Annotated in this window: 15 protein-coding genes and 2 pseudogenes; 8 read left to right on the top strand and 9 right to left on the bottom strand. The window is 34.1% G+C overall.

The genetic code is table 11. The features are described 5' to 3' along the window. Together FA045_RS19215 and FA045_RS15715 are read left to right on the top strand one after the other, a co-directional pair. Nucleotides 1-80, top strand: a pseudogene (locus FA045_RS19215) (integrase core domain-containing protein); the annotation flags it as partial. Then, nucleotides 65-244: pseudogene (locus FA045_RS15715) on the top strand (integrase core domain-containing protein); the annotation flags it as partial. The pseudogenes FA045_RS19215 and FA045_RS15715, both read left to right, overlap by 16 nt. A gap of 130 nt (nt 245-374) precedes the next feature. On the opposite strand, the gene FA045_RS15720 reads toward FA045_RS15715, so the two are convergent. The 5 genes from FA045_RS15720 to FA045_RS15740 all read right to left on the bottom strand — a co-directional run bounded on the left by FA045_RS15720 (nt 375) and on the right by FA045_RS15740 (nt 6,591). Further along, on the bottom strand, nt 375-1,730 hold the full coding sequence (locus FA045_RS15720) for a DEAD/DEAH box helicase (protein ID WP_136878038.1): 1,356 nt from the start codon (nt 1,728-1,730) through the stop codon (nt 375-377). Between the two features lie 400 nt (nt 1,731-2,130). After that, nucleotides 2,131-2,691: a hypothetical protein gene (locus tag FA045_RS15725; protein ID WP_136878039.1), complete on the bottom strand. Its 561-nt coding sequence runs from the start codon at nt 2,689-2,691 to the stop codon at nt 2,131-2,133. A gap of 43 nt (nt 2,692-2,734) precedes the next feature. After that, on the bottom strand, nt 2,735-4,078 hold the full coding sequence (locus tag FA045_RS15730; RefSeq protein ID WP_136878040.1) for an MFS transporter: 1,344 nt from the start codon (nt 4,076-4,078) through the stop codon (nt 2,735-2,737). Then, nucleotides 4,079-5,239, bottom strand: coding sequence for a trans-sulfuration enzyme family protein (locus FA045_RS15735; protein ID WP_136878041.1), 1,161 nt, complete (start codon nt 5,237-5,239; stop codon nt 4,079-4,081). It lies immediately after the preceding gene. Then, entirely contained in the window at nt 5,239-6,591 is a 1,353-nt protein-coding gene (locus tag FA045_RS15740) for an APC family permease (protein ID WP_136878042.1), read from the bottom strand. The genes FA045_RS15735 and FA045_RS15740 overlap by 1 nt, the downstream gene beginning before the upstream one ends. A gap of 268 nt (nt 6,592-6,859) precedes the next feature. Between FA045_RS15740 and FA045_RS15745 the strand changes: the two genes are divergently transcribed. Both FA045_RS15745 and FA045_RS15750 read left to right on the top strand, forming a co-directional pair. Continuing rightward, complete coding sequence (locus FA045_RS15745; protein ID WP_136878043.1) at nt 6,860-8,749, top strand: DNA topoisomerase IV subunit B; 1,890 nt, start codon at nt 6,860-6,862, stop codon at nt 8,747-8,749. Nucleotides 8,750-8,868: 119 nt separating this feature from the next. Beyond that, complete coding sequence (locus tag FA045_RS15750; RefSeq protein ID WP_136878044.1) at nt 8,869-11,022, top strand: ATP-binding protein; 2,154 nt, start codon at nt 8,869-8,871, stop codon at nt 11,020-11,022. Here the strand turns inward: FA045_RS15750 and FA045_RS15755 are convergent. From FA045_RS15755 to FA045_RS15765, 3 genes are read right to left on the bottom strand one after another with little or no spacing between them, the layout of a single operon-like run. Further along, nucleotides 11,019-12,017 (bottom strand): YihY/virulence factor BrkB family protein, encoded by a 999-nt coding sequence (locus FA045_RS15755; RefSeq protein ID WP_136878128.1) that lies wholly within the window; start codon nt 12,015-12,017, stop codon nt 11,019-11,021. The two genes, FA045_RS15750 and FA045_RS15755, sit on opposite strands and share 4 nt — an antisense overlap. Before the next feature lie 6 nt (nt 12,018-12,023). Beyond that, nucleotides 12,024-14,342, bottom strand: coding sequence for a translocation and assembly module lipoprotein TamL (gene tamL, locus FA045_RS15760; RefSeq protein WP_136878045.1), 2,319 nt, complete (start codon nt 14,340-14,342; stop codon nt 12,024-12,026). After that, nucleotides 14,326-19,314 carry a translocation/assembly module TamB domain-containing protein gene (locus FA045_RS15765; protein WP_136878046.1) on the bottom strand — a complete coding sequence of 1,663 codons (4,989 nt, stop codon included), beginning with the start codon at nt 19,312-19,314 and terminating at the stop codon, nt 14,326-14,328. The genes tamL and FA045_RS15765 overlap by 17 nt, the downstream gene beginning before the upstream one ends. A 155-nt stretch (nt 19,315-19,469) precedes the next feature. Here FA045_RS15765 and FA045_RS15770 point away from each other — a divergent pair, with 155 nt between their 5' ends. The 3 genes from FA045_RS15770 to FA045_RS15780 all read left to right on the top strand — a co-directional run bounded on the left by FA045_RS15770 (nt 19,470) and on the right by FA045_RS15780 (nt 23,922). After that, the gene (locus tag FA045_RS15770; protein ID WP_136878047.1) at nt 19,470-19,958 is read left to right on the top strand and encodes a cytidine deaminase; all 489 of its coding nucleotides are present in this window, start codon (nt 19,470-19,472) and stop codon (nt 19,956-19,958) included. 450 nt (nt 19,959-20,408) lie between these two features. Next, nucleotides 20,409-23,372, top strand: coding sequence for a DNA gyrase/topoisomerase IV subunit A (locus tag FA045_RS15775; RefSeq protein WP_136878048.1), 2,964 nt, complete (start codon nt 20,409-20,411; stop codon nt 23,370-23,372). Nucleotides 23,373-23,430: 58 nt separating this feature from the next. Then, nucleotides 23,431-23,922 carry a hypothetical protein gene (locus tag FA045_RS15780; RefSeq protein WP_136878049.1) on the top strand — a complete coding sequence of 164 codons (492 nt, stop codon included), beginning with the start codon at nt 23,431-23,433 and terminating at the stop codon, nt 23,920-23,922. 112 nt (nt 23,923-24,034) lie between these two features. On the opposite strand, the gene FA045_RS15785 is transcribed toward FA045_RS15780, so the two are convergent. Continuing rightward, nucleotides 24,035-25,432 carry a thioredoxin domain-containing protein gene (locus FA045_RS15785; RefSeq protein WP_136878050.1) on the bottom strand — a complete coding sequence of 466 codons (1,398 nt, stop codon included), beginning with the start codon at nt 25,430-25,432 and terminating at the stop codon, nt 24,035-24,037. Between the two features lie 357 nt (nt 25,433-25,789). On the opposite strand from FA045_RS15785, the gene pnuC reads away from it, so the two are divergent. Then, complete coding sequence (gene pnuC / locus FA045_RS15790; RefSeq protein WP_136878051.1) at nt 25,790-26,413, top strand: nicotinamide riboside transporter PnuC; 624 nt, start codon at nt 25,790-25,792, stop codon at nt 26,411-26,413. Nucleotides 26,414-26,495 lie beyond the last annotated feature (82 nt).

Raw genomic sequence — 26,495 nt, forward strand, 5'->3', positions numbered from 1 at the left:
TGATATTGTACACAGGTACACAAGACCCTATAGGCCACAGACCAATGGAAAGGTAGAGCGGTTCTGGAGAACACTGAAGGAAGATCTGATAGAAGAAACGGACTTCGATACAATAGAAGAACTAAAAGATGAACTGATGCAATACATGCTATACTATAATCAGCAAAGACCGCATCAGGGCATCAATGGCAAAACTCCAGCAGAGATGGCAAAACTAAGCGGGAATAACGAAAATAACAACTAAATTAATGCTACTCAAAAACCCAAAATCTGTTACCGAATTATTAAACCTTTACAATTCTGACGAAGGAAGAATCTCTCTTAAAAGCATTCTTTAAACGAGATTCCTCGTTCCTCGGAATGACAAATTCTGATTAATCCCTTCTTCTATTGCCTCCTCCGCTAAACCTTCTGTTGCCGCCACCAGCGTTTGCACTTGCAGTGCTACCTGTATGGTTTGGTTTTCTAGCACCAGCATTAGGTTTCTTTTTAGCGCCACTTAAGTTTGGTTCACGCTCACGAGGTTCACGTTGGTTACCTTTCTTTTTGCCACCACTTTTAGCTGCAGCAGCTGCACTCATTAAACTTTGCCAGCTCATTGCATAAGGATGATCTTCGATTACAGGAAGTTTTAAACCAATCAATTTCTCAATATCGTCTAAAAATTCTTTCTCTTCGCCATCGCAAAACGAGTAGGCTATACCGCTTAACCCAGCTCTACCAGTTCTACCGATACGGTGTACATAAGTTTCAGGAATGTTTGGCAATTCGTAGTTAATTACGTGTGCCAATTCATCAACATCAATACCACGAGCAGCAATATCAGTAGCTACTAAAACTCTGGTGGTACGAGCTTTAAAGTTTGTTAACGCTCTCTGACGGGCATTTTGTGATTTATTTCCGTGAATAGCTTCAGCCTTGATATTCATTTTGATCAAATCCTTAACTACTTTATCTGCGCCGTGTTTGGTACGTGTAAATACCAAAACAGTTTCAATCGCTTTGTCTTTTAACAAATGTGCTAACAAACTTCTTTTGTCGTTTTTCTCTACAAAATACACGGCTTGCTGTATTTTTTCTGCCGTAGAAGAAACCGGAGTAACTTCAACCTTAACAGGGTTCGTTAAAATAGTGCTAGACAATTTCTGAATTTCTGTTGGCATTGTAGCCGAGAAAAACAAAGTCTGTCTTTTTGCAGGTAATTTTGCGATTACTTTTTTCACATCGTGGATAAAGCCCATATCTAACATACGGTCGGCCTCATCTAATACAAAAATCTCGATATCACGTAAGTTTACAAAACCTTGGTTCATTAAATCTAATAAACGGCCAGGCGTTGCCACCAAAATATCAACACCTCTATGCAAAGCATCAGTCTGTGCTTTTTGTCCAACACCGCCAAAAATTACCAAATGTTTTAAAGCTAAGTTGCGGCCATAAGCCTTAAAACTTTCTTCAATTTGGATGGCTAATTCTCTAGTTGGCGTTAAAATTAAGGCCCTAATTGGTTTAGGTCCTTTTGTGTTTAAATGTGGTTTATCTAATAATTGCAACATCGGTATAGCGAATGCTGCGGTTTTACCAGTACCAGTTTGTGCGCAACCCAATAAATCGCGTTTTAGTAAAATAGAGGGTATAGATTGCTCCTGTATAGGTGTAGGTTGTGTATAACCTTCGGTTTCAAGCGCCTTTAAAATAGGGGCTATGAGGTTTAATTCTGAAAATAACAAAGTATAATTTTTAAATGTAAAATGTCGAAGAAGCTAGAACAATCATTATGAGAAGGACTAGCTTGTGTTTTGCTTTAAATGATAAAGAAATTCTGCTTCGCTGCAAAGGTAAGTAAAATAAATGGATGTAAGATGTAAGAGGGAAAATGGAAGATGGATTGCTTTATTGTTAGATTGTTAAATTGTTGTGTTTGAAATCTGCTGAATGTGCCAAAGGCATCCCTTTGGGAATAATTGGAAACTGATGTTAGTGCTTTTCGGCAATTACAGCCCTGCCCTCGCTACAATCTTTTACCCCTAAATCCCCTAAAGGGGACTTGGTAAAAGTATTTCCGCTAAGTCAGGTTTATAGAGTGAAGAAAGAAGGGCGTGGGAAATGTAAGATGTAAAATGGAATGGGTTACGTTTTCCACCAAGATATTTTCTTTGGTTTTTCAAACGGATAACTTCCTCCATTTAAGATTTTTGTTTCAATGTTGTAAGTGAATTCTTTCCATTCATTATCATTATCTGTTGGGTCAAAGGCTAATCCACTAACAATATTCTCTTCAAATGAAACATCTTTAATTCCATCATAAGAAATCCTTTCCGACTGCCAATATTTTTCATAGTTATCTACAATTGTTAAAGAAATATCGTCACATAGAATAACATATTCATCACTAAAAAGAAATATATTGTGATAGCCTCCTCCAAATATTGTGATAGCTTTTGTTTCTTCTACATTAATAATATAACATAGTCCTTGAGCTATAATTAATAGGTTATTACTTTCTGAAAATTCGTGAACATAGACTAAGTCAGTCCAGCCAGGTTTAAAATTGGCAACCCAATTTGTTCCATCCGCTTTAAAAAATCTAACAACAAATCCTTCAGAATAATACGGCTCACCATCTGCTGTAATAGAAATATACATAGGTCCATAAGCAGGCAAAGAATTTAAAATTTCAAATCTTTTCATACTATTTATTTAGCTCCCAATCTCATATCTCAATACTCAAATCTCACTTCTCTTTAGCCTCCTTAAACCTCGTAAAAAATAACAAAGCCAAAACACAAAGCGCAAAACCAACCACGCCATTTAAGCGTAATCCATAATCATTGCCAGTGTCTTTACCGTAAATAGTTAGCATTGCAAAAATGGCAATCCCTAAAGTTTGCCCAAGTTTTACGAAAAGATATTTAACAGCAAAGAACATTCCTTCGTGGTTTTCGCCAGTTTCTAGGGTGTCTTTTTGAGCAATATCTGCTAAAATTGCGTTTGGTAAAATACCTAAAGCCGCCAATGGAAATGAAGCAAAAGCAACCAATAAATACATTTGGTTTGCTGGTGTAAATGGTAACTTCCCTAAAAAGAAAATGGTGACAAAGATTAAGCTCAAAATACCAAAAGCTAAAAGCACCAAAGTCTTTTTGCCGAATTTTTTAGCACCAACATTTATAAATGGATAAAAAAACAAAGAAAGTAAAACCATTGTGCCCATAAATTTACCACCATCGCTATCGGGTAGGCCGAGTAAAACGGTTACATAATATAACAAACCGCTACTCATCAGGCTTAATGCCGTGTAATAAGTAAAATCTGAGATAAGGTAATATTTAAAATTTGCGTTTCTAAAAGTGCTTTTAATGGCAGGCAGCAACGGAATATGTGTAGGTTTACTTTCTACATAATCTTTCTCTTTGATGAAAATAATAGGTAAAAACATAACCAAACCAGAAAAAATAGCCAATGCCCAAATGGTATATTGCAAAGCGTGAAAACGTTCGGTTACGTGGAAAACAGTCTGAATTAAATCGGCGAAGTTATTGCAAAGAGCCCCTAAAATCATCCCTAAAACAAAACCCACTTGCTGATAGGTAGAAAGTTTTACTTTTTCTTCGGGTGTGTGAGTTAATTCGGCCAAAAGCGCATTATACGGAATGATATAAGTCGTAACTGATACAAAAAATCCAGCTAAAACAAATGTTAACCACCAAGCATTATTTATGTTTTCTCCTTTAACCAAGGGGTAAAAAACCAAGCTACAAAATATCACCGCTGGTAAAATTGCCCATTTCATTATCGGGAAACGCCTACCTTTTGGGTTGGTGCTGCTATCACTTACCGAAGCAATAAACGGATCGTAAGCCGCATCAAACAATCGGCCTGAAGCTAAAATTAAAGAGAGAATATTAAATGCACCAAAAACCAACAATTGCGGAATTAATGGCGATAAACCTGCATTATTTGGCGGTAAATAAAAATAGGGGAGCATCACAATGATAATGTTTGACATCACGCTCCAGCCCATCATTCCGGCACAATAAGCTAATTGTTTTTTAAAAGGTAGTGTTTGTAAAGGCATTTATATTTTTGAGAGTGCTTGTTCTAAATCAGCGATAATATACTCAGCTTCTTCCAATCCTACATAAATTCTTATCAACACGTGTCTATTATTGTTGGCATCAAAATCAGCTTTGCTTATGCCCGCACAAGCCGGGATGATCAAACTTTCATATCCGCCCCAAGAAACTGCCATTGAAATGTGCTTTAAACCATTGCAAAAAGTTTCAATTTTAAGTAAATCTGCATCTTTTAAAACAATGCTAAACAAACCACCACATTTTTTCATTTGCGCTTTGGCCAATGCTAAATCTTTGTTGGTGGCACTAAAAGGATGCAAAACCCTTTCCACTTTTGGGTGTGCGTTTAAATAAGCAATTACTTTATCTGCGGTATCGCTAATTTTTTCGAGGCGAATAGGTAAAGTTCTTAAACCACGCAACAACAGCCAAGCATTTTGAGGTGCCAATGCTGCGCCAATATTCAAATATTCTTTGTTGAAAATTTTTTCTAACAATTCTTTTTTGCCTGTCACAACTCCGGCAACTACATCGCTATGGCCTGCTAAATATTTAGTAGCCGATTGTGCTACCAAATCAATTCCGTAAGCAATGGGTTGTTGGTAAAGTGGCGAACAATAACTATTATCAATCATTGTTAAAATGCCATTTGCTTTTGCAATTTTAGACACGCCTTCCAGATTTTGAACATCAAAACTAAAAGTATTTGGAGACTCTAAATAAATCAACTTTGTTTTATGGTTGATGGCATTTTCGATTTGGCTCAAATCTGTACCATCTACAAATGTGGTTGTTATCCCAAATTTTGGTAAAAACTCTTTAAATAATTTAATGGTCCAGCTGTATGGGTTTTCTACACAAACTACTTCATCACCACTTTGCAGTAAAGCCAAAACAGGAACCGTAATTGCCGCAATACCACTGCTAAAAACCAAGGCATCTTCAGCTCCATCCAGCGCAGCCAATTTTTTTCTTAAAATATCAATTGTCGGATTAAAGCCCCTAGAATATAAATTACCTTGATATTCATCGGCCAATGCTGCCCTAAAATCTTCTACTGTGTTAAACTTAAAATTACTGGTTTGTATAATTGGTGGCGCAATTGCATTAAAATAGTTTTCGCGTTCTTCGCCTAATTCGTTTAAAATGTAAGATAAATCCATTATTGGTTAGTCGCCTTTTTGTTATTGAAAAATTTTGTAATGAAATAAATTGCTACAAAACCTAAAAAGATGATTAAACCATTTGTAGCTGCGTTAGGGTCATCTGCATAAATACTTACTGTAACAAACAAATATGCGGCAATGAATATGATGGGCATTATTGGATAAAATTTCATGGTATAAATGGTGCTTTTATCTAAATGAGCCGTTGTTTTACGTAAATAAAAAATTGCAGCGGCAGAAAAAGCCATCCCTATACTATCTAAAAAAATGGTGTAATTTAAAATTTTATCGAAGGTTTGCGCATAAAATAAAGTTAAGATTGAAATAAGCGTAAAAACAGTTAGGCTCACAATCATTACCTCATTCTTTTTGGTCTTTTTAGTAAAAATACTTGGTAACGCTTTTTCTTCGCCCATGGCATACATTGCCCTTGGATTACTTAATAGATTTACGTTTACGTATCCTAAAACAGAGAAAAATATCAACACAGAAAGTACAGTAAAACCTGCCGGACCGAAAATTTTTCCTGCTAAAATGGCTGCAATACTTTCGGCTGTTTTTAATTGCTCGAAACCAATAACCCTTACATAAGCATAGTTTATTGCCATGTACAAAGTGATAATTATTCCTAATCCTATGATGATAGAACGAGGAATAACTTTTTTAGCTTCTTTAACTTCGCCACCAAAATTAATGGTTTGTTGGTAGCCACCAAAACTAAATGAAACTGCAATTAAACAAAGTCCGAGTGCTTTTCCATAATCGCTCCAAGTGGCTGGTAAACCTGTAGTGGTGTTAAAAATTGGCGTAATGCTAGAGGTTTGTTCGCCAAAAAATACAGCGCAAATTAAGGTAAGTACCATTACAATTTTAATCACAGTAAGCACATTTTGTGTTCTCGAACTGGTTTTTAATCCCAATAGGTTAACTAAATAAAATATAATAATACTTACAGCAGCAATCGCGATTCGATATTCTGCCGTTTGCATATCAGCACTTAAAATAACTTTGCTTAAATATTCGGCGCCAATTAATGAAACACCCGCAACCGAAGCAGCGTTAGATACTACGATAATGCAATTAATAGCAAAAGCTATGGATGGATGGTAGCAGACCGAGAAAATTTTATAATATCCGCCAGTTACAGGAAACCTTGAGCCAATTTCGGCATAAGTTAAAGCGCCACAAAGGGCAACGAAACCACCAACAATCCAAGCTAAAAAGAAGAGTTCGGGTATTTGAGCTTTGCTGGCAACGTTTACAGGAGTTCTAAAAATCCCCATACCAATTACCAAGCTCACCACAATCATGGCAAGATCGAATAGTGAGAGTTGTTTTTTTTCAGGCATTGTAATTTAAATTGATTTTGGAAGATAGGGATTTTAGTTTGGAGTTTAAAGTTTGAAATGAGGAGCAATAAAATTGCGAATGTTCATTTGTGGAAACTTTGTAATTGATTTGCGCTAAGATTAAATTAAATTTGTAATGCTGAGTTGTTTCTGTTTTAACTAATCGTTATTGCGAGAAGTGAAACGACGAAGCAATCTTTTTTGCTAGAAAGATTGCTTCTCCCGATGAAAAATCGGTATCGCAATGACGCATATTAATCATAAAACTATGGCAGAACCGATTTATAACGAAGATAGTATCAAATCATTAGATTGGCAAGAACATATTCGTCGCCGACCAGGGATGTATATTGGTAAACTTGGCGATGGTTCTGCACAAGACGATGGTATTTACGTGCTTTTAAAAGAAATCATGGACAACTCTATTGATGAGTTTATGATGGGTGCAGGAAAAACAATTGATATTACACTAAGTGACCAAAAAGTAAATATCCGAGATTATGGTCGTGGTATCCCTTTGGGTAAAGTGATTGATTGTGTGAGTAAAATGAATACCGGTGGTAAGTATGATAGCAATGCTTTTCAAAAATCTGTAGGGATGAATGGGGTAGGTACAAAAGCAGTAAATGCTTTATCTACAAGTTTTGTAGTACAAAGCTATCGCGATGGTAAAACTAAAAAGGTAGAATTTAGCAAAGGCTTAATTACGTTAGAACACCCAGAAATTGAAACTACGCAGCGTAATGGTACCGCGATCACTTTTTATCCTGATGAAACTATTTTTAGAAATTACCATTACATACCAGATTTTGTGGAGAGCATGATTTGGAATTACGTGTTTTTAAATACTGGATTAACCATCAACTTCAACAATCAAAAATATTTTTCGGAGCGTGGTTTATACGATTTATTATCTAAACAAAATAAGCCTGAAGAAATTCGTTATCCAATTATACATTTAAAAGGGCACGATATTGAGTTAGCAATGACCCACGGCCAACAATATGGCGAGGATTATCACTCTTTTGTAAACGGACAATATACTACACAGGGTGGAACACATCAAGCCGCTTTTAGAGAGGCGGTTGTAAAAACAATTCGTGAGTTTTATAAAAAGGAATTTGATGCCAATGATGTAAGAGCATCTATAATTGCTGCTGTAGCTATACGTGTGCAAGAACCTGTTTTCGAATCGCAAACAAAAACCAAGTTAGGATCAGAGAAAATTGCACCAGAAGGGCAGTCGGTAAGAGGTTTTGTAAATGATTTTGTGAAGAAGGAATTAGATGATTATTTGCACAAACATGCAGATGTTGCCGACGCACTTTTAAAAAGAATTATCCAATCTGAAAGAGAGCGTAAAGACATTGCTGGGATAAAAAAATTAGCCAATGATAGAGCTAAAAAGGCATCGTTACATAACAAAAAACTGAGAGATTGTAAGGTGCATTTTAACTCAAACCACGAGAAAAGATACGATACTACACTTTTTATAACCGAAGGTGATTCTGCTTCTGGTTCGATCACCAAATCTAGAGATGTAGATTGTCAGGCTGTTTTTTCCCTAAAAGGAAAGCCTTTAAACTGCTACGAATTAACCAAAAAAGTAGTTTATGAAAATGAAGAATTTAACCTTTTACAACATGCTTTAAACATTGAGGATGGATTGGAAGGTTTGCACTACAACAACATTGTAATTGCTACCGATGCCGATGTAGATGGAATGCACATTCGTTTGTTAATGATGACTTTCTTTTTGCAATTTTTCCCAGATTTAGTGAAGGCTGGTCATGTTTATATTTTACAAACGCCTTTATTTAGGGTTAGAAATAAAAAGGAGACCATTTATTGCTACAGCGAAGAAGAGCGTAGAGATGCCATTGAAAAGTTAGGTGGTAAACCAGAAATTACTAGATTTAAAGGTTTGGGAGAAATCTCTCCTGATGAGTTTGGCTTGTTTATAGGCAAGGATATCAGATTAGATCCAGTGATTTTAAAAGAGCAAACGATTAAAAAATTATTGGAGTATTACATGGGTAAAAATACACCCGAAAGGCAACAGCACATCATCAAAAATTTGCGCATCGAAAAGGATGAAATTAGAGAAGGAGATGAGGAGCGAAATGCAGCGAATACTAATCTTGTAGAAGTTGCTTAAAAAAGTAAAATAATTTCCTGAAACAACATTTTTTTAACGTATAATTGCATATCCCTATTTGTTAATGATATTTTACCCTAAATCTGATTTAGGAGATGTACATTTTTTAACAAATATTTATGCCTTTTTCTTCTAAAAAAAACGCCTCAACTCGTTATGGCCTTTTAGTATTTCTAATTTTAACTTTATTTATTTGTGCTATTTTTTTCTACATAAAATATAGTAAAGTAAACGATCTTACTAATGATATTAAACAACTTTCTGAACTAGAAGAGGATTATTCTCTTATTGATTCTTGCATAGTGGTACTGTACAAAGCAGATAATAACTCGAGGTTATATGCAGTTACCGGTAAAAAAGAATACATCAAACAATTTGCTAGCGATATTAATTTTGTTTCAAGTATTTTAAATAATATCAAAAGTGCCGCAGATGGCAATGAAAATAAAGAGCCCAAAAGTTTAAGTAGTTTAGTTGTTCAAAAGCGGATTAGAACCCAGCTTTATCTCAAATTGAGGCAATTAACTGATAGTTTAATTAGCGTATCAACAGGAATAGATACCTCTAATGCTACATTTAAAATTAATGAAGCCAAAGAGCTAACTTATAAACAGTTTAAAACTTTGGTTACGGTAGATACCATTCATACATCTCAAATTGCCGAGGATAAGAAATTTTTACAAAAAGTAGGCGATTTATTTAGGGGTAAGAATAAAAATAAAGTTGCTGATACTTCGGTTAAATTTGTAAGAACTGAAATTAAATTGGATACTACTTTACAAAGCAAAAATTTCAACAAGCTTCAGTTAAAAAACATGAATAATTATTTCCGCAATTTATATGCGGCAAATAATATGCTGAAAAAAAATGAGATTGCTATTCTTAAGCTTAATACCAGAATTATTACAGAAATTGTAAGTTTATTAAAGCGTTACAAGGATAAAGAAATTTCTTTTGTACAAATAAACAAGGCAGAATTTAAAAGTAATATAGAAGAAACTTTTAAAAGCATTGATAAGATTTTTGTTTTAAGTTTGATATTGCTTTCAGCACTTGTTTTGGCAATATTATACAATCTCTGGAAAATATTTAAAAATGAAAGCGATCTAATCCATTATAGCCAAAAAGCCTCTCAATATGCTATTTCTAAGAGTAGATTTTTAGCAAATATGAGTCATGAAATTAGAACTCCTCTAAATTCTGTAGTCGGTTTTTCGGAGCAACTTACGCAGAGTGAATTAACTTTACAACAATCTGAGCAAGTTAATGCAATAAGAAGTTCATCAATCATGTTATTAGAAGTTGTGAATGATATTTTAGATTTTTCTAAGTATGAAACAGGTAAAGTAAGTTTTGATCATATTTCATTCATTCCGTTTGATGCAATTACTGATGTTTTTAACAGTATTAAAATTCAAGCAATCAATAAAAATATCGAACTAAATAAGGAAATGTCCATTAAAAGTGATTTGTGTTTTTCGGGTGATCCACTTCGATTAAAGCAAGTGCTAATGAATTTGCTTAGTAATGCCATTAAATTTACTGATGAAGGATCTGTTACACTAAAAGTGGAGGTGGGTAATCTTTCAAAAAAACAAAATTTGTTAAAAGTTGAAGTGGTTGATACAGGTATAGGGATTGGAAATGAAGATATTGATATGATATTTGATGAATTTGCACAAGTTTATTATTCTTCTACCAAAATTAAACAAAAAGGAACCGGCTTAGGTTTGGCTATTTGTAAAAGAATAGTAGAGTTTCAGGGCGGAACCATTGGCGTAACAAGTGAGTTGGGAAAGGGTTCTGTTTTTAGTTTCGAAATACCTTATGAAATTGATGTTGATAATTTGGCTTTAAAAAATGAAATAAAAACTAACCTAGAAATAAACGGAATAGAAGGAGCACGTATTTTATTGGCCGACGATAATAAAATGAATATCCTTTTAGCCCAAACTGTATTAAAGAAATATAAAATAATTAGCGATGCAGCTCATGATGGTGTTGAAGCTTACGAGTTATTTAAGCTTAATGAATATGATTTAGTGCTAACCGATATTCAAATGCCTGAAATGGGAGGAGTTGAATTAACTAGAGTTATAAGAGCTAATGCGGATAGGGAAAAGGCAAAAATTCCAATATTAGGGGTTACTGCTAATGTTTTAGAAGAAGATAGGAAAAAATATATAGAATCTGGTATTGATGATTTAGTGTTAAAACCATTTTCTGAAAGAGATTTAATTGATAAAATTGCTACCTATTTAAAGAAAAACTAAGTTTCTTCTGGGCAATCGACCGTATCTTCTGGATGTTGAGGAGGCAACACTGCAACTTTTTTCTCTACAACAATAGTTTTTAAGTGAACAGCATATTTACTCGGTGCAATTCCATCTGTGTATTTTTCTGCATAAGCCTGCGTAAACTCTGCTCCAAAATATAAAATAACAGAAGTGTAATAGATCCATACCAATATTACAATTATTGAACTTGCGGCACCAAATGCAGAACCTGGGTTACCTTTTTCTATGTATATGCCAATTACATATTTGCCCAGACTAAACATTAACGCAGTAAATAATGCACCAATTAACGCTGGCTTCCATTCTAAATCAACATCGGGTAACACTTTAAATATTACGGCAAATATTATGGTTACTATGGCAAGTGTTAAAACATTAGTTACAATGAGCATAAAAAAACCTGAAACTTCTTCAATTCCAATTCTTGATGCATATATTTCTAATTTATTGCCAATACCCACCACAACGCTATTGATAACAAGAGAAACTAGAAGTAAAAAGCCTAATGAAGCAATGAGAGAGAATGATAATAAGCGATTAGTAATTAACTTTTTCCATCCTTTTTTTGGCACTGCTTTAACTTTCCATATTAAATTGATGCTGTCTTGTATTTCTATAAAAATGGCAGAAGATCCAATAAGTAAAGTTACTACACCAATTATTAACCCCAATGTACTTTTGCCTGAGAAGTTGGCATTGTCAACAAAACCTTTTAACTGATTTGCTGCATCAACACCAATCATTTCACTAATCTCACCAAATAATTTGGTATTAGGATCCATGTTATCGCCTAAAAAAATACTTACAGCAGAAATTATAATGATGATTAAAGGAGTTAACGAGAATATGGTATAATACGCTAATGCAGCGCTAAGTTTCAAAACTCTATCTTCTATAAAACCCTTGCCAGCAGCAATAAACAAATGGTATAATACAATAAAAAAACTTCTAATCTTTTTAATTAAAATCATCATAATTTAAAACGGATATCCGATGCCAATATTTAAAATAAAATTTTCTCTGCGCCAAGTTTTACTTCCAAAATCTATATCATTTAAAACCCAACGTTGTCCATTAGGTAAAAATGGTTTTCTAATTGGAAATGCACCATCTAATCTAATTACAAAAATTTGGGCATCAACTCTTAAACCTGCACCAGTACCAATCGCTAACTCAGTAAAAGCTCTATTTAGTTTAAATCCAGATCCTGGCCTACCCAAATCTGTAGTTCCTGGCGTTCCTGTATCTTCTTTTCTAAGCCAGATATTTCCAGCATCAACAAAAACAGCACCATGCAAAACACTCACAATTTTAAACCTTAGCTCTGTGTTCAGCATCATTTTTATATCACCACCTTGGTCTGAAAACGTTTGGTCGTCAGGTACTTTATAAGTTCCAGGGCCGAGTGTTCTTGCTCTAAATGCCCTGATGTCATTACTTCCGCCAGCAAAAAACTGCCGAACAAAAGGTAATGTTGTGGTATTGCCATAAGCAAAACCATACCCTAAATTAAGTCTGCTTGCCCAAGTTATATTTCTATTAATCTTGTAATAATCTCTTAAATCAGCTTCTAATCTAACAAATTGGTTTAAAGATGTATTAAATAATCTTTTTTCGCCTAAGTTGTTTTTAGCTACAAAAAGCCCCCAAACGTTACCAGCAGTTTCAATTCCTCCATTAAAGTAAATATTGTTTCTTCTATAATCTTCCATTTGATTTGAGAAAGTGAAATTATAATTACTACCAATAATGAATTGATTTTCTAATAAGCTCCTTAATACCGGGTTTTCTCTATAAAGGCGTTCTTCAGTTGTATCACTAGGGAAACCAGCTTGTACATAATTAACAGAAATAGGATTAAAAGTATGTTCTTTACGAGCATTTTCTTTCCAATTATATCCAAATTCTGCTTTAAATGCGTTAAGCGAGTACTGCGAACCTCTATTTAACAACTGATATGAGAGTAAAGCTACCGTTTTAGGGATAAAAGCATTTGTTGAACTAGGTTTGTAAAACGGAACAATAAACTGAGGAAAAGTTAATTTACCTTGTAGCGTTAATGAATATGAATTTAATCCTTTTGCTAAACCGCTATACTGCGTTTCGAAACCACCGCTGGCACTCACATCTAATTGTTCTGCTCCTCTAAATAAATTACGTGTGGTTTGCGTAACCTTTACCTCCGAACCTACAAAATTGTTCGATTTATTTGTTCCAGTAACCGAAAAGCTCAATGAATTTTTCTTCAAAGGGGTTAAAAAAATGTTCAAATTAAGTTGATTGTTTTTAAAACTATCCAATGGTAAAAACTCAGCTCTAACATCTCTAAATGCACCCAAATTAACCATTCTATTTAAGGATTGATTATGATCGGTTCGGTTATAGTTTTCGCCTTTTTTAAAGAAAACTAAACGATCAAATAACTTTGGTTTAAATGTGTTTCTATCGTCGTATATATTAAAATCGTGGTATTTATTAGGTTCTAATGTTCTTAATAAACTATCTCTTCTTAAATTATAGTTTGGGAAAATGTTGATGTTATTTATGGTGTAGGGTTTTAATCCTGCATCTGGCGTAGTGTTTTTTATCGCAACATTAATATCAACCAAGTTTTTTCCAATAGTACTATCTACCTGTAAAATCAAATAATCAGGACTGAAATAGAAATATCCGCTTTCTTTTAAATCATTATCAATTCTTATTCTTTCGTTTTTGTAAGTATCTAAATCGTAAAAATTACCAACTTTTAATAAGGTTTTATCTTTATTGATATTGATGATTTTGGTTAACGTTCCTGTATCTGGCGGAAAAGTAATGCTATTAATTTTATATCTAATACCTGTATTTGCGGTATAAACAGCTTTACCTTTTTTGCCTTTAATTACTGTATCTCCAGTAACGTCTGCTTGCAAATATCCCTGGCTAATCAAAAAACTCTCTAATACATCGTTATTATATTGGATTTTAACTTCACTTAATAAAACTGGTTTTTCACCAATTTTATTTTTAAGCCAATTACCAATTCCCTTTGGCTTAACAGTATCAGGCGCAAGATTATGAATTAACAATTTCCATTTTATGCCAAGTAAAGATTTGTTAGGCCTAGGGCGAGTTTTGTTTTCTAATGAGATTTTGATGTCTTTCTCATTGTCTATTTTCTTGCTCGAATCAGGATTGATAATTACATCAGCACCAGTATATAAATATTGTCCGGGCTTTAACTTTTTAGTAGTGCTACAACTCGCTAAAACTACAAAAGCTAATAATATAAAAGTAGGTTTAATTAGTTGTCTCATTTTTTGGTTTTTGTTCTGTTTGGTTTCTTAATCGCTTTGCTCTTTTTTGAAAAATCTCTCTAAATTTATTGTAATCTACTACTAATGTAAATCCAACTCCAGTTTCAATAATCTGACCCTCCACAATTCCTTCATTTTGGTCGCGTCTGTAAAATCTCAATCTGTATCTTCCATCACTAGATAAGGCATAATCGATATTTACATTTCCTGCAATATTTGCATTGTTTTCTCCGGCAGTTCTTGGCCCTTCTAAACCGAAAGAGCTACCTACAGTTATGGTTAATCTATCATTTAATAGTTTTTTAGATAAGCCAACTTCTAAATCCGTTTTTTGCTCAAGCGAGCCAGTTGAATAATCTTCTGATGAGTTAACCCCAAAGTTTAAATCTACACCTTGAATTAAGTCTGAAGCTAAATTATTTAACTGTTCGGTTAATAATTTGCTTACACTAGAACGTGCTAAAGTAGAAACACCGCCGCCGCCGCCAGCTAAACTTTGGAAAGGATTATTGGCAATAAATCTATTTAAAGCAAGTAGGGCGAAAACTTGTTTGTTCAACTCACTTTCATCTCTGTTGATGATATTTAATCGCGTTTGAGCCAAGCTTCCAATTGCACTTGTACGTTCGTTTTCTGGTAATTCTATTTTAAATGAGATGCTCGGTTTAAGCAATTCATCTTTCATGTAAAGGTAAACCTGAAAAGGCAATTTTGTTTTTGCTTGTACGTTTTCAGGCTCGTTTAACAAATCAATAGGAGCTGCTAAAACCTCGTATAATGCAGTTAAATTTACCGTGGCTGCAGTTGGCTCGCCAGTCCAGATAATGGTACTGCCAGCAACAATTTTAAAAGGCCTTTTACCTAAAGGAGCAACAGTTAAACTGTATGAACCATCAACAACTTCGTAACGGCCAGTCATGCTAATTTTCCCGCTAGGATCTATTGTCGCGTTTAAATTTGCTTCGCCTCTAATGTTTAATTGATCTCCATTTTGCGGATCTACAACTACATTTAATTCTGCTTCTGGATCGGTAGTAATAGTTGCTACTAAGTTTAATCCTTTCAATGGCGATTTGCTTACGCTGTCGGTTGTTAATGCTTTTTCACCGTTAAAAGGCGGAGCGTCTTTATCAACAAACTGTACAATGCCCTCTTGCTCAATTATAGATGGATCTGATGTTGGCAGCGCATAAAAGAATTTCGTTCCCTTGTCAACTCTTACATTCATATTCACATCTGGCTGGTTTAAATCTCCCCTAACTTTGATGTTACTGGTTAAATAAACCGTACCGTAAATCATATCATTATCGGCTGCAGTAGAGTTAATGGCTCTAAAATTATTGGTTCTAATATCCAAACCAAATCTGATATTTTTAAAATCTGTAGTAAAAATATTCCCATCAATTATCGCCTTTTTACCTAAAGAGTCGATTAGTGTAAAGTCATCAAACCTAATTCCTTCATTATTAAAAGTAATTTCTTGAGTTGGCATTGTGAAATAAGAATTGATGTAGGCCACATTAAATGCGGCATCATTAAACTTCAGCGCACCTAATATTTTTGGAGCAGTAGGTTCACCTTTAACAGTAAAATTTCCGGTTACTGTTCCTTTGCCTTGTCTTATTTGCCCCATACTCACACTTTCAATTTGGGTTAAATCGATTTTATCAATATTAATGGCTAAATCCAAGGCACTTTGTGGCGCAGTATAGTAAAAACCGCTGGCTCTTAATTCATGTACACCTTTAAGCCTCACATCAACTTCAAAAGCATTATTGGTATTGTTATTTACCAAAAGACTGAGCTCGCCAAGTTCATCTTTTTGGTAGCGTAATTTGTTAATGTTCAAATTTGCTTCAAATTTTGGTGTCGATGCTAAATCTTTAACATCAACCAAGCCGTTTATTGTTCCGCCAACTAAAGCGGTGTCAGCATCTGCAAATTTGGTTAAGGTTTCTATCTCAAAGTTTTTAAACTCTACACGTAGCGGAGCGTTTGGTGTGTTGTTTATGCTATTTATGCTTAATAATTGTGTTCCCTGACTTAAGTTAAACTGATTTGCCAAAATACCTGATTGACCGAATTGAATGTAGTTTTCTGGAGATACAGTCCACTTTTCGTAATCTAACAAAAGTTTGTTTGGATCAAGGTTAAATCTAAAATCCTTATTAATAGACTGAAAATTACCAGCAATAACGTATTTATCTTTGCGCTGTCTGTCTCTTAAAAAGATGTTTAAGCCTAATTGATTATTTGCAGCAGCACCAGAAATTTCTGTATTAAACAACACAACAGATGGGCTTTGAATACTCTTAATGTTTAGCGCATAATTTAACTTTTGGTTATTGTTATTTACCGCAAGGCGGATGCTATCCACATTAAAATCGCCATAAACTACTTTTGGAAAGGATGCATTCATGATCAAACTATCTTTTTCGGTATCAATTAATCCGCTCATGCGAGAAGGTAAAAAGGTAGTAAGCTCAGGCACAAAATCTTGTAGAAACTTAGGGTTGTAAAGATTTACCACAAACCTAAATCGCTGATCGGGTATTTGAACAACCTCACCAAATTGGTAGTATTTATTAATTTGGTTAATTACCGCATTACCAATTTTACTTAATTGATATTTGCCATCAATTTTGGCACTTAACAACTCAGATTTTAGGCTTAAACTGTTTGATGTTGCATTAGAAACCGCGTTAATCTGAACAGTATCAACATTAAATTTCTTTCCATCTTTTACCAATTGCAAGCCTGTAGCATACACATCTCCGTTTAAATAATCAACATCAGCTGTAGTAATATTTGCCTTAATATTTCCGGCAACTTTAAATTCAGTCGGACTAAAGTTTAATTTTTGTAAATCAATTTGTTTTAAACCAACATTTGCTTTTATTGCCGGATATTTTCCTGCCAAATTAATTTGCGCAACTAAATCGAAATTGGCATTACTATCTGGCATGTTACCTTTAATGTTAACCAACTGTTTAGCGTAAGTGCCACTCATTTTTAAGTTGCGGTAATTGTATTTATTGTAAACCGCACTAATTACGTTCGCATTAAATTTGGCATTGATTTTTTTAGGATCTAAACCTGTTCCAACTACATCAGCTTTAACCGTTACTCTACCAATAGTTGCCTGTTGTTTTAACAATCTGCCGACATTAAAATTATTTAAACTCACATTAGCTTTATAACTTTCTCTGCCTTTAGGTCCTTTCATGCCAGCAACAATTACCGCACTACCCATGTCTGTTTGGATATTTAAATTGGTATTAAAATCGGTCATCGAACCTTTAAAATTACCTCTGGCATTTATGGCATTTGGCAATTCTATAGATGGTGGTAATGATCCTTTAGGCGCTAAAACCAAAATATCACTTTTGGTTAAACTAAACCTTTTAATATTTAAATCTAAGTAAGCTTTATTAATATCTGGTAAACCTTTGGCTACACCACTTATGTCAATTTGCGTATTTCTTAAACCGTTAATTTTTAACTGAGCGATATTTAAATTGTTTAAATAACCATTTACATTAGCGTTTAAGGTTATTTTTTCATTTCTATAATTAGCAGGAATTGCGTCACTGAAAAATACAGCGTCTTTTAAGCCAATTACCGTATTTTTAAAGTTGAGGTTTAATTTAACACGCTCGGGGTTTTTTGTTAAATCATCTAATGATGTAAAGTTTAACTCTGTCGAATTATCAATGCTTGTATTTGGCGTTTTAACTACAAAATTGGCTAACTTAATTTGTTTGTCAGTATAAGTTGCATCGCCTCTTAATTCATTTAAAATAAATCCACTTTTATCTTTAAACGAACCGTTTTTAACTTTCACAATGATGCCGCCATTGGCGTAGGTTAAATCATTGGCACCCAAATTAAGGTTGGTAATTTTTAAGTGGTTAAAATCTAAGCCTTTTGCAGGTTTTGCTCCCAAATTATCAAATTGAACTGTATTGTCGTTAAAATCAATTTTCTTTAAAAAAAGTTCCAAAGGCGATGATTGTATTGCAACCGTATCTTTTACCTGAACTAAATTATTGCTTGGAGCAGGTTTAAAAGCAAACAAGATATTCGATTTATTTAAACGTGCTTCATCTGCAGTGTATTTGCCATTTGTTAAGTCAACTTTTAAGTTTACTAAACCCAACTCATTTATGTTGGCAATGGCTTTTGTTGTACTTAACTGGTCATCGTAATTAACCTTTACATTGCTAAACTCAAAATTTTGGATTTCAATATTCGGCAATTTTCCTGTGGCCTTTTCAGTGCTATCTACACTTTTGGTAATTTGTTGTACCAGTTCAGTTAATGGTTTTTGCTGTAGGTAATTTAATGAGGTATTTTTTAAACTAAGTGATTTGATCACATAATTTTGATTGGCTAGATCGAAGTCTTTTATTTTGGTTTTAAACTCTCCTAAATAAAGTTTAACATCATTACCTGCTACATCATCACGATAGGTAATTCCAATATCTTCAAACAAAACTTTGTCTATTCTAAATTTAAGCGGGGCTGATGTGGTATCTACTTTTGGATCTTTTTTCTCTTCGCTCATAAAGGCATCAACTAAAAAAGAAAAGTTAAAAGTAGTATCGGGATTGATGCGTTTTACATTAGCACGTATAGTTTTTAGCTCAATACTGTTAATCTCAACAGTGTTTTTTAAGAGTTTAAATAAGCTGATGTCTACTTGTAATTTTTCGGCATAAAGTAAAGTATCACCTTGTTTATCTTCTATGTAAAATTTATTCAGCACCACATCTTTAGGCAAAGCAATTTTAATGCTTTCGAGGCTAACTTCTGTCTTGGTCTTATTTTTAAGGTAGGTTATTGCTTTATCTTTTACAAAATTTTGAACTGCTGGAATATTTAGAGATAGTGCAACAAGAACAACAAGTAGGATAACACTTGCAATTGTCCACAGTAAAATCTTAAGGCCTTTACGTAAATATTTATTCAATTGAGATCAATTTTGGGATGGTAAGTTTAGTTTATTGCTAATATTATGCCACTAGTACAAAAAATAAACAACGGTTAATTAAAAAAGTTCTTTAGAAAATAAAGAAAAAATAACTTAGGTTTATAGCCCCACAAATTATTTGAGGATAAAGGAATATGGAAGTACAAAATTTTACAATAAGTTACGAGACTTTTAACAGTATCAATCAACTTGAAGCAGCAGATCAGCAATTATGCTTAAAAGCGGTTGATGCAATGGCGACTTCGCATTCTCCCTATTCTAAATTTAAAGTGGGAACGGCTATTTTGTTAGGTGATGATGAAGTTGTTTTGGGAAGCAACCAGGAAAATGTGGCTTATCCATCTGGCTTGTGTGCCGAAAGAGTTGCGCTTTTTGGTATTGGAGCTCATAAACCAAATGCAGTAATTAAAAAAATGGCCATAACTGCGCAAACAGAATTATTTAAAATTGTAAATCCGGTTACTTCTTGTGGTGCCTGTTTGCAAGTGATGATTGAAGTAGAGAAAAGACAAAATTCGCCTATAGAAGTGCTGTTTTATTGCATAGATGGACAAATTTTAAAAGTAAAAAGTGTGAAGAGTTTAATTCCATTTGCTTTTGTAGAGGATAGGTTGGGAGCTTAGGGTTTTGTAACCACCTAAGAAAACCTTAGGTAAGGTGTTTTTTTTCATCCTGACTTTGGAGGAATCTTGTTGTTGTTTAATTGAGATTCTTCGCTGCGCTCTGAATGACAACCTTCTAATATAAATCATACTCTTTCGTGTCCTTAGGTTTCTTAGGTGGTTAAACTATTAGCCAATCTGCAACCTCAAATAATTGCACAACATTTTATTAAATAAACCCGATGGCAGCAAACATGTATCCGCCGCGGCGGAGAAATAAAGCGAACAGCGGGACGAACGTTACTAAGAACTCCTGTTTTTGCTTTTCAAAATGTGTTTATTATTGATTTTAACTCATTCTAAAATCTAAAATCCAACATCGTAAATCTATTTCACAGCTTGTTAAAAACTTCCTTCGTTAATTCTATTTGCAAGCCTTATATTTACGCATCCCAAATACTTTTATAGCGAATGAGTGAAGAATTAGACCAAAATTTAAACGAAGATGCCTTGCCGGATAATCCGGAAAATAAACATTCGGTTATACCCATTAACGGACTTTATGAAAACTGGTTTCTCGATTATGCTTCTTATGTAATTCTGGATAGGGCGGTGCCGCACATACACGATGGTTTAAAACCTGTGCAGCGCCGTATTATGCATTCGCTAAAGGAAATGGATGATGGGCGTTTTAACAAGGCGGCCAACGTAATTGGGAATACGATGAAATACCATCCGCATGGCGATGCCTCTATTGGCGATGCGATGGTGCAAATTGGTCAGAAAGATTTACTAATTGATTGCCAAGGAAACTGGGGCGACCCGATTACAGGAGATAGCGCTGCGGCACCTCGATACATCGAAGCTCGTTTATCGAAATTTGCCAACGATGTTGTTTTTAATGCAGATACCACCATTTGGCAATTAAGTTATGATGGTAGAAACAGTGAGCCAGTAACTTTGCCGGTTAAGTTTCCGTTATTGTTGGCGCAAGGAGCAGAGGGAATTGCCGTAGGTTTGGCAACTAAAGTAATGCCTCACAATTTTGTGGAACTTTTAGATGCATCCATTGAAATTTTAAAAGGCAACAGGAGCAATATTTTGCCTGATTTTTTTACGGGTGGCATGGCCGATTTTTCTAACTACAACGAAGGGATGCGTGGTGGTAGAATTAGGGTTAGGGCAAAAATTACAGAAAAAGATAAAAAGACTTTGGTTATTACCGAAGTGCCATATAGTACCACAACAGGATCGGTTATCGATAGTATTTTGGCTGCCAATGATAAGGGCAAAATCAAAATCAAAAAGATTGAAGACAATACTGCTGCACATGTTGAGATAGTTATTCAACTGGCGCCTGGTATTTCGCCAGATGTTACAATTGACGCCTTGTATGCCTTTACTTCTTGCGAGGTTTCAATTTCGCCGAATACCTGTATTATTAAAGATGATAAACCGCATTTTTTAACGGTTAACGATATTCTTGAGCAAAATACAAAACACACCAAATTTTTACTGAAACGAGAATTAGAAATCCGTTTGCATGAGTTACAAGAGAAAATTTTCTTTAGTTCGTTGTTAAAGATTTTTATTCAGGAAGGGATGTACAAAAACCCTGAATATGAAAATTCTGTTGATTTTGATGGTGTAGTTACAGTGTTAAATTTATTATTTGATCCCTTTAAACCATCGTTATACAGAGAAATTTTACCAGAAGATTTTAAAAAGCTGATTGATAAGCCGATGAGTAGCATTACTCGTTTTGATGTGAAAAAGGCTGATGAGCAAATGAAAGCTTTGGAGGATGAAATTAAGGTTGTAAAAGGGCATTTGCGTCATTTAACTGATTACGCCATTGCTTGGTACCAGAAACTGAAAGATAAATACGGAAAAGGAAGAGAACGTAAAACGGAAATTCGTTTGTTTGATAGGGTAGAAGCCAGTAAAGTGGCGCTAGCAAATGTTAAACTTTACATTAACAGAGAAGATGGTTTTGTGGGTACAGGCTTAAAGAAAGACGAGTTTGTTGCCGATTGTTCTGATATTGATGAGATTATCGTTTTTAGAGAAGATGGCAAATGTATTGTAACCAAGGTAGCCGATAAAACTTTTGTAGGCAAGGGAATTATCCATGCGCAAGTATTTAAAAAAGGTGATGAACGTACGGTTTACAATTTGATTTACAGAGACGGTGCTAGCGGAACAAATTACATTAAACGTTTTGCTGTTTTAGGCGTTACCCGCGATAAAGAATATGATTTAACCAAAGGTAGTAAAGGAAGTAAAATTTTATATTTTACGGCAAATCCGAATGGAGAAGCAGAGGTTGTAACTATACAATTGAAGCCACATTCAAAATTAAAAAAATTACAGTTTGATTTAGATTTTGCAGAAACCGCCATAAAAGGGCGTGCTTCGCAAGGTAATATTGTATCGAAATATCCAATTAAAAAAGTGCTGTTTAAAAGCAAAGGCGTTTCTACCTTATCAGGATTAAAGATTTGGTATGATGAATTGCTGAAACGCTTAAATGTGGATGGTAGAGGAAAATACCTTGGCGAATTTGATGGCGATGATAAGATTTTACAAGTAAATGCTGCGGGTTGGTACGAGTTAACCTCATTTGATTTAAGCAATCACTTTGATCCGGGTATTGTTTTAATGCAAAAATTTGACCCAGAACGAGTTTATGGTTTAGTTCATTATGATACAAAAGCAAAAAATTATTTCGTAAAACGATTTGTTTTTGAGCTGCAACCTGCCGGAAAGGAAGTTAGTATTATTAGCGAAGAGCCAGGTTCTAAAATGATTTTTATTACAGGCAAAGCCGATGCCCAGTTACAAATTGATATAGAAAAAGGTAAATCGAAAACTCCTGAAACTTTGGTTGTTGACTTGGCAGGGCTGATTGATGTAAAAGGTTTAAAAGCAAATGGAAACAGACTTTCGCAACACGATGTAAAACAGGTTTTTTTGGTTGATGCAACACCAGAAATTGGAATGGAGTTGGTTGAACCTATAGTGGTTGAAGATGTGGAGCCTAAAATTGCAGAGGTTGATGGAGATGAGGACAATTCATCTGTTGGAAATGAAGTCGAAGAAGGATTACAACCTGAGGATAATATTGTTGAAATTGAAGCAGATGGAATTGCAGAAATAAATCATTCACCTGTGGTAAAACCTGTTCAAGATGTAATCGAAAAGGTAGAGGTGAAAAATGATGTTCCTAAAGTTAAGAAGCCAATATTTAAATCAGAACCAGTACAAACTGAGCCAAAAGCAGAGGCAGTTAAAAAAGTAGATTTAAAAGAAGTTGAACCACCCAAACCAGAAGCAAAACCTGAAGAGGCAAAACCAGCTAAAAAAATAGATTTTGAAATCACCAATCCTGATGATATTAAAATTGATGATAAAGGGCAATTAGGCTTTTTTTAAGTCAAAACGCTAGATAATCTTATTGGTAGGGTAAATATCTAACAGATGTAAGAGAAAAATGATGTTAATAATTTTATTAAGCATGGGCGGTATCTTATTTTTCTTTGGCCTATTTTGCAGGAGTTCTAACAAATCGAACAAAAACCCTTTTAAAGAAAATATTGGAATACCGCTTACATTAAACAATGATTATATGTTATGCGAAAATCTCTCTTTGAAAGATAAAAATAAACGGTACTCTATTCTTTTTACAGATCACCTCCCAAATCAATATACAAAAGTAGAATTGCTTAAAAAAGGAACCATAATAAAACTTTCAAAAGCTATACAGTCTAAAACTAGCTTAAGTGGGGTTGTAGAAAGTTACGTTTTAGGAACTGTATATTCAGAAAGTTTAAATAAAGAAGTAATATTTTTTAAAAGTTGGGGAGGGTTGTATAACGATTTTTCTAGTGGTAAAAGACAAACCTATTGGAGCTTTGAAAAAGCAATTTGGCAAGACAAAGTGGATACAACAAAATACTACCCAAAACGTGGCGTCTTACTTTAAAGGCTAATTTGTAATGTGTTGAAGTTGTAACCAATATTTTAAATTTATTGGAGGGTGCTTTTAACAACTGATATTTTAAAAAGGCTTCGAGATTTTCTTTGAGGCTTTGGTGTTATAGTGTTTTGCTTTTCATCTTTTTTAAAATTTCTTGAAACTCTTGGAAAGGTCTCCCTTCTATTTTTGCTTTGTTTATAGCAGTTTCTTGAGCCTTAATAGCTTGTTCAAAATAGCCTAACTGATAAAAAAGATGAGCTAATGTATCGTGATGAGATGACATTGGGTTTAACTCAATAGATCTTGTGCTCCATGTAACAGCTTTAAGTAGGTGATTGATGTTTTTTGTTCCTGTTTCATACATATTCCAAGCAGCATTATTTAGTTCATTTGCATAATTGTTATAAGGTATGCCAACGGCGGAAGATACCATCGTTGTCTCTTTTTTCACCGTATTAGGGTTCGCCTTTATCAAACTATCTATTTTTTCCTTTGATATAATTTTTTTTCCAGTTGTTAGCGTTGGTCTACTCCTATCAAGTGCTACTTGTCTTTGTTTAGCTTCCAATTTTTTAATAGAATCAGCACTAATATTCATGTAGTAAGTATCATAATAATGAATAGCGCTTCTAATGTAACTCGATGTATCTTTAACAGATTTAAAATAGTACAACATATTATTTGCAGCATTTTTGTTCGCAATTTCGTAATTATTCCCATTACTAGATCTTGCAATGTTAGCTGCTGCTTGTGCTTGTCTTATGTTTTTATTTTTTACAGCGTTGTTAAGTGTGTTTTGTATAATAGCATTATTTATATCAATCCTTTTCTGTAATGGTTCTTTTTTAAAAATACTATCTACAATTTTTCTATTATTATAGGCTAGTTTATAAGCATTACCATCTGCAAACGGACCAGCTTGTAAAATGAATAAAACAGTTTGATAATCGTTAAAATCACTTATTTTTAAATTATTTACGAATTGCTCTATTAATACAGCATTATCGGTAATTCCATTTTTTCTTCTTAATTCTATTAATTTTTTTAGGTTATTATTGTCCCCTTTGTTTGATAAATAATCTTTCTCAAGCTCAGAAACTGATTTTTCTTTGCTAAGCGTTAGCGCAGTGGCTAACATTTGTATGTACTTATATTTTGTATTTGATGAGCCAAAATCTTTATGAAATACATCTTTGTTTGCATGCATAAAAACAAAAGAAGGAAATGCGTTAATTTTATACATTAAGATGATTTGCCTTATTGAACTATCTTTCATATCAGTCTCAAATGTTACAAAACTTTCTTTTAGCTTGTTCTTAATTTCAGGGTCTTGTAATCCAATATTTACCGGTATATTATTTAAATACTTTGCAGGCATTGAAATTATCAGAAGTAATGGTTTGTCATTTTTTTTAGCAAGATTAATAGCGTTTTCAAAAGACTTAGTATCGCTGATTTGGCAAAAAACTGTAACAGGTAAAATGAATAAAATAAAGAGAGAGGAAAAGATTTTCATGAGCGTTGTAATTTTTACTAATATAAAAATATTTTAGGATTACTGCTATTCCATCAAAACTTTACAACTTAATACTATGTTTCTATTAATTTAAATATATATTTGCCTTACTCAAAGGGGTGCTTGTAAAATTTACTCAAAAATTGTGCAGGCTGAGATTATACCCAGTTTAAGGGAGGAAGGTAAAAGGTAAAGCTGAGGGGAAACCCTAACCACTTATCGCCAAAACCTAACCCAATAAACGCACCTGATGCGGATAATACCGACGTAGGGAAGAGGTTAACAGCCAAATTACTGTTTCGCCCTGAAAGCAGTTTTCAATCATTTTTATCGCCTTATGGCATAAATGTTCAGAGAATGGAAATTCAGGAATATCTACGTTTGTTTGTAGAGCAGATTATAGAAACCTCATATTTAGAGTGGTTTGCAGTTAGTTTTGGTGTAACCGAAGTGCTTTTGGCTAAGCGCAATAACATATTACTTTATCCTGCCGGGATTATAGGTATTTTGCTCGGTATCTATTTGAAGCTACAAGCAAAGTTGTATGCCGAAACTTTGTTGAGCATGTATTATTTGGTAATGAGTTTTTATGGCTGGATCATCTGGTCTAAAAGAAAGGCTAAAAATCAAGTTTTACCAGTTAGTTGGATGACCAAGGAAGAGTATAAAATTGCTTTTGCTATCGCCATTGGCGGATATTTTGTGCTGTATTATGCGCTTGTAAACTTTACCAATTCTGATGTGCCGATTTTAGATGCATTTGTATCATCTACCGCTTGGGCGGGAATGTGGTTATTAGCCCGACGTAAAATAGAAAATTGGATTTTTCTTAATGTTTCAAATATTGTAGCCATCCCACTGTTGTGGCATAAAGATTTGGTGCTCTTCTCTCTGCTTACATTATTCTTGTTCATCGTAGCTATTTTCGGTTATGTCGATTGGAAGAAAATATATCAGAAACAGTTGGCAGTTAGCAGTTAATAGTTGGCAGGTATCAGTTAACAATTGGCAATCAACAATTCGCAAACATTGCAACTTTTCAACATTCCAACGTTCCAACCCT

The organism is Pedobacter cryotolerans (assembly GCF_005116475.1).
Classification (GTDB): Bacteria; Bacteroidota; Bacteroidia; order Sphingobacteriales; family Sphingobacteriaceae; genus Pedobacter; species Pedobacter cryotolerans.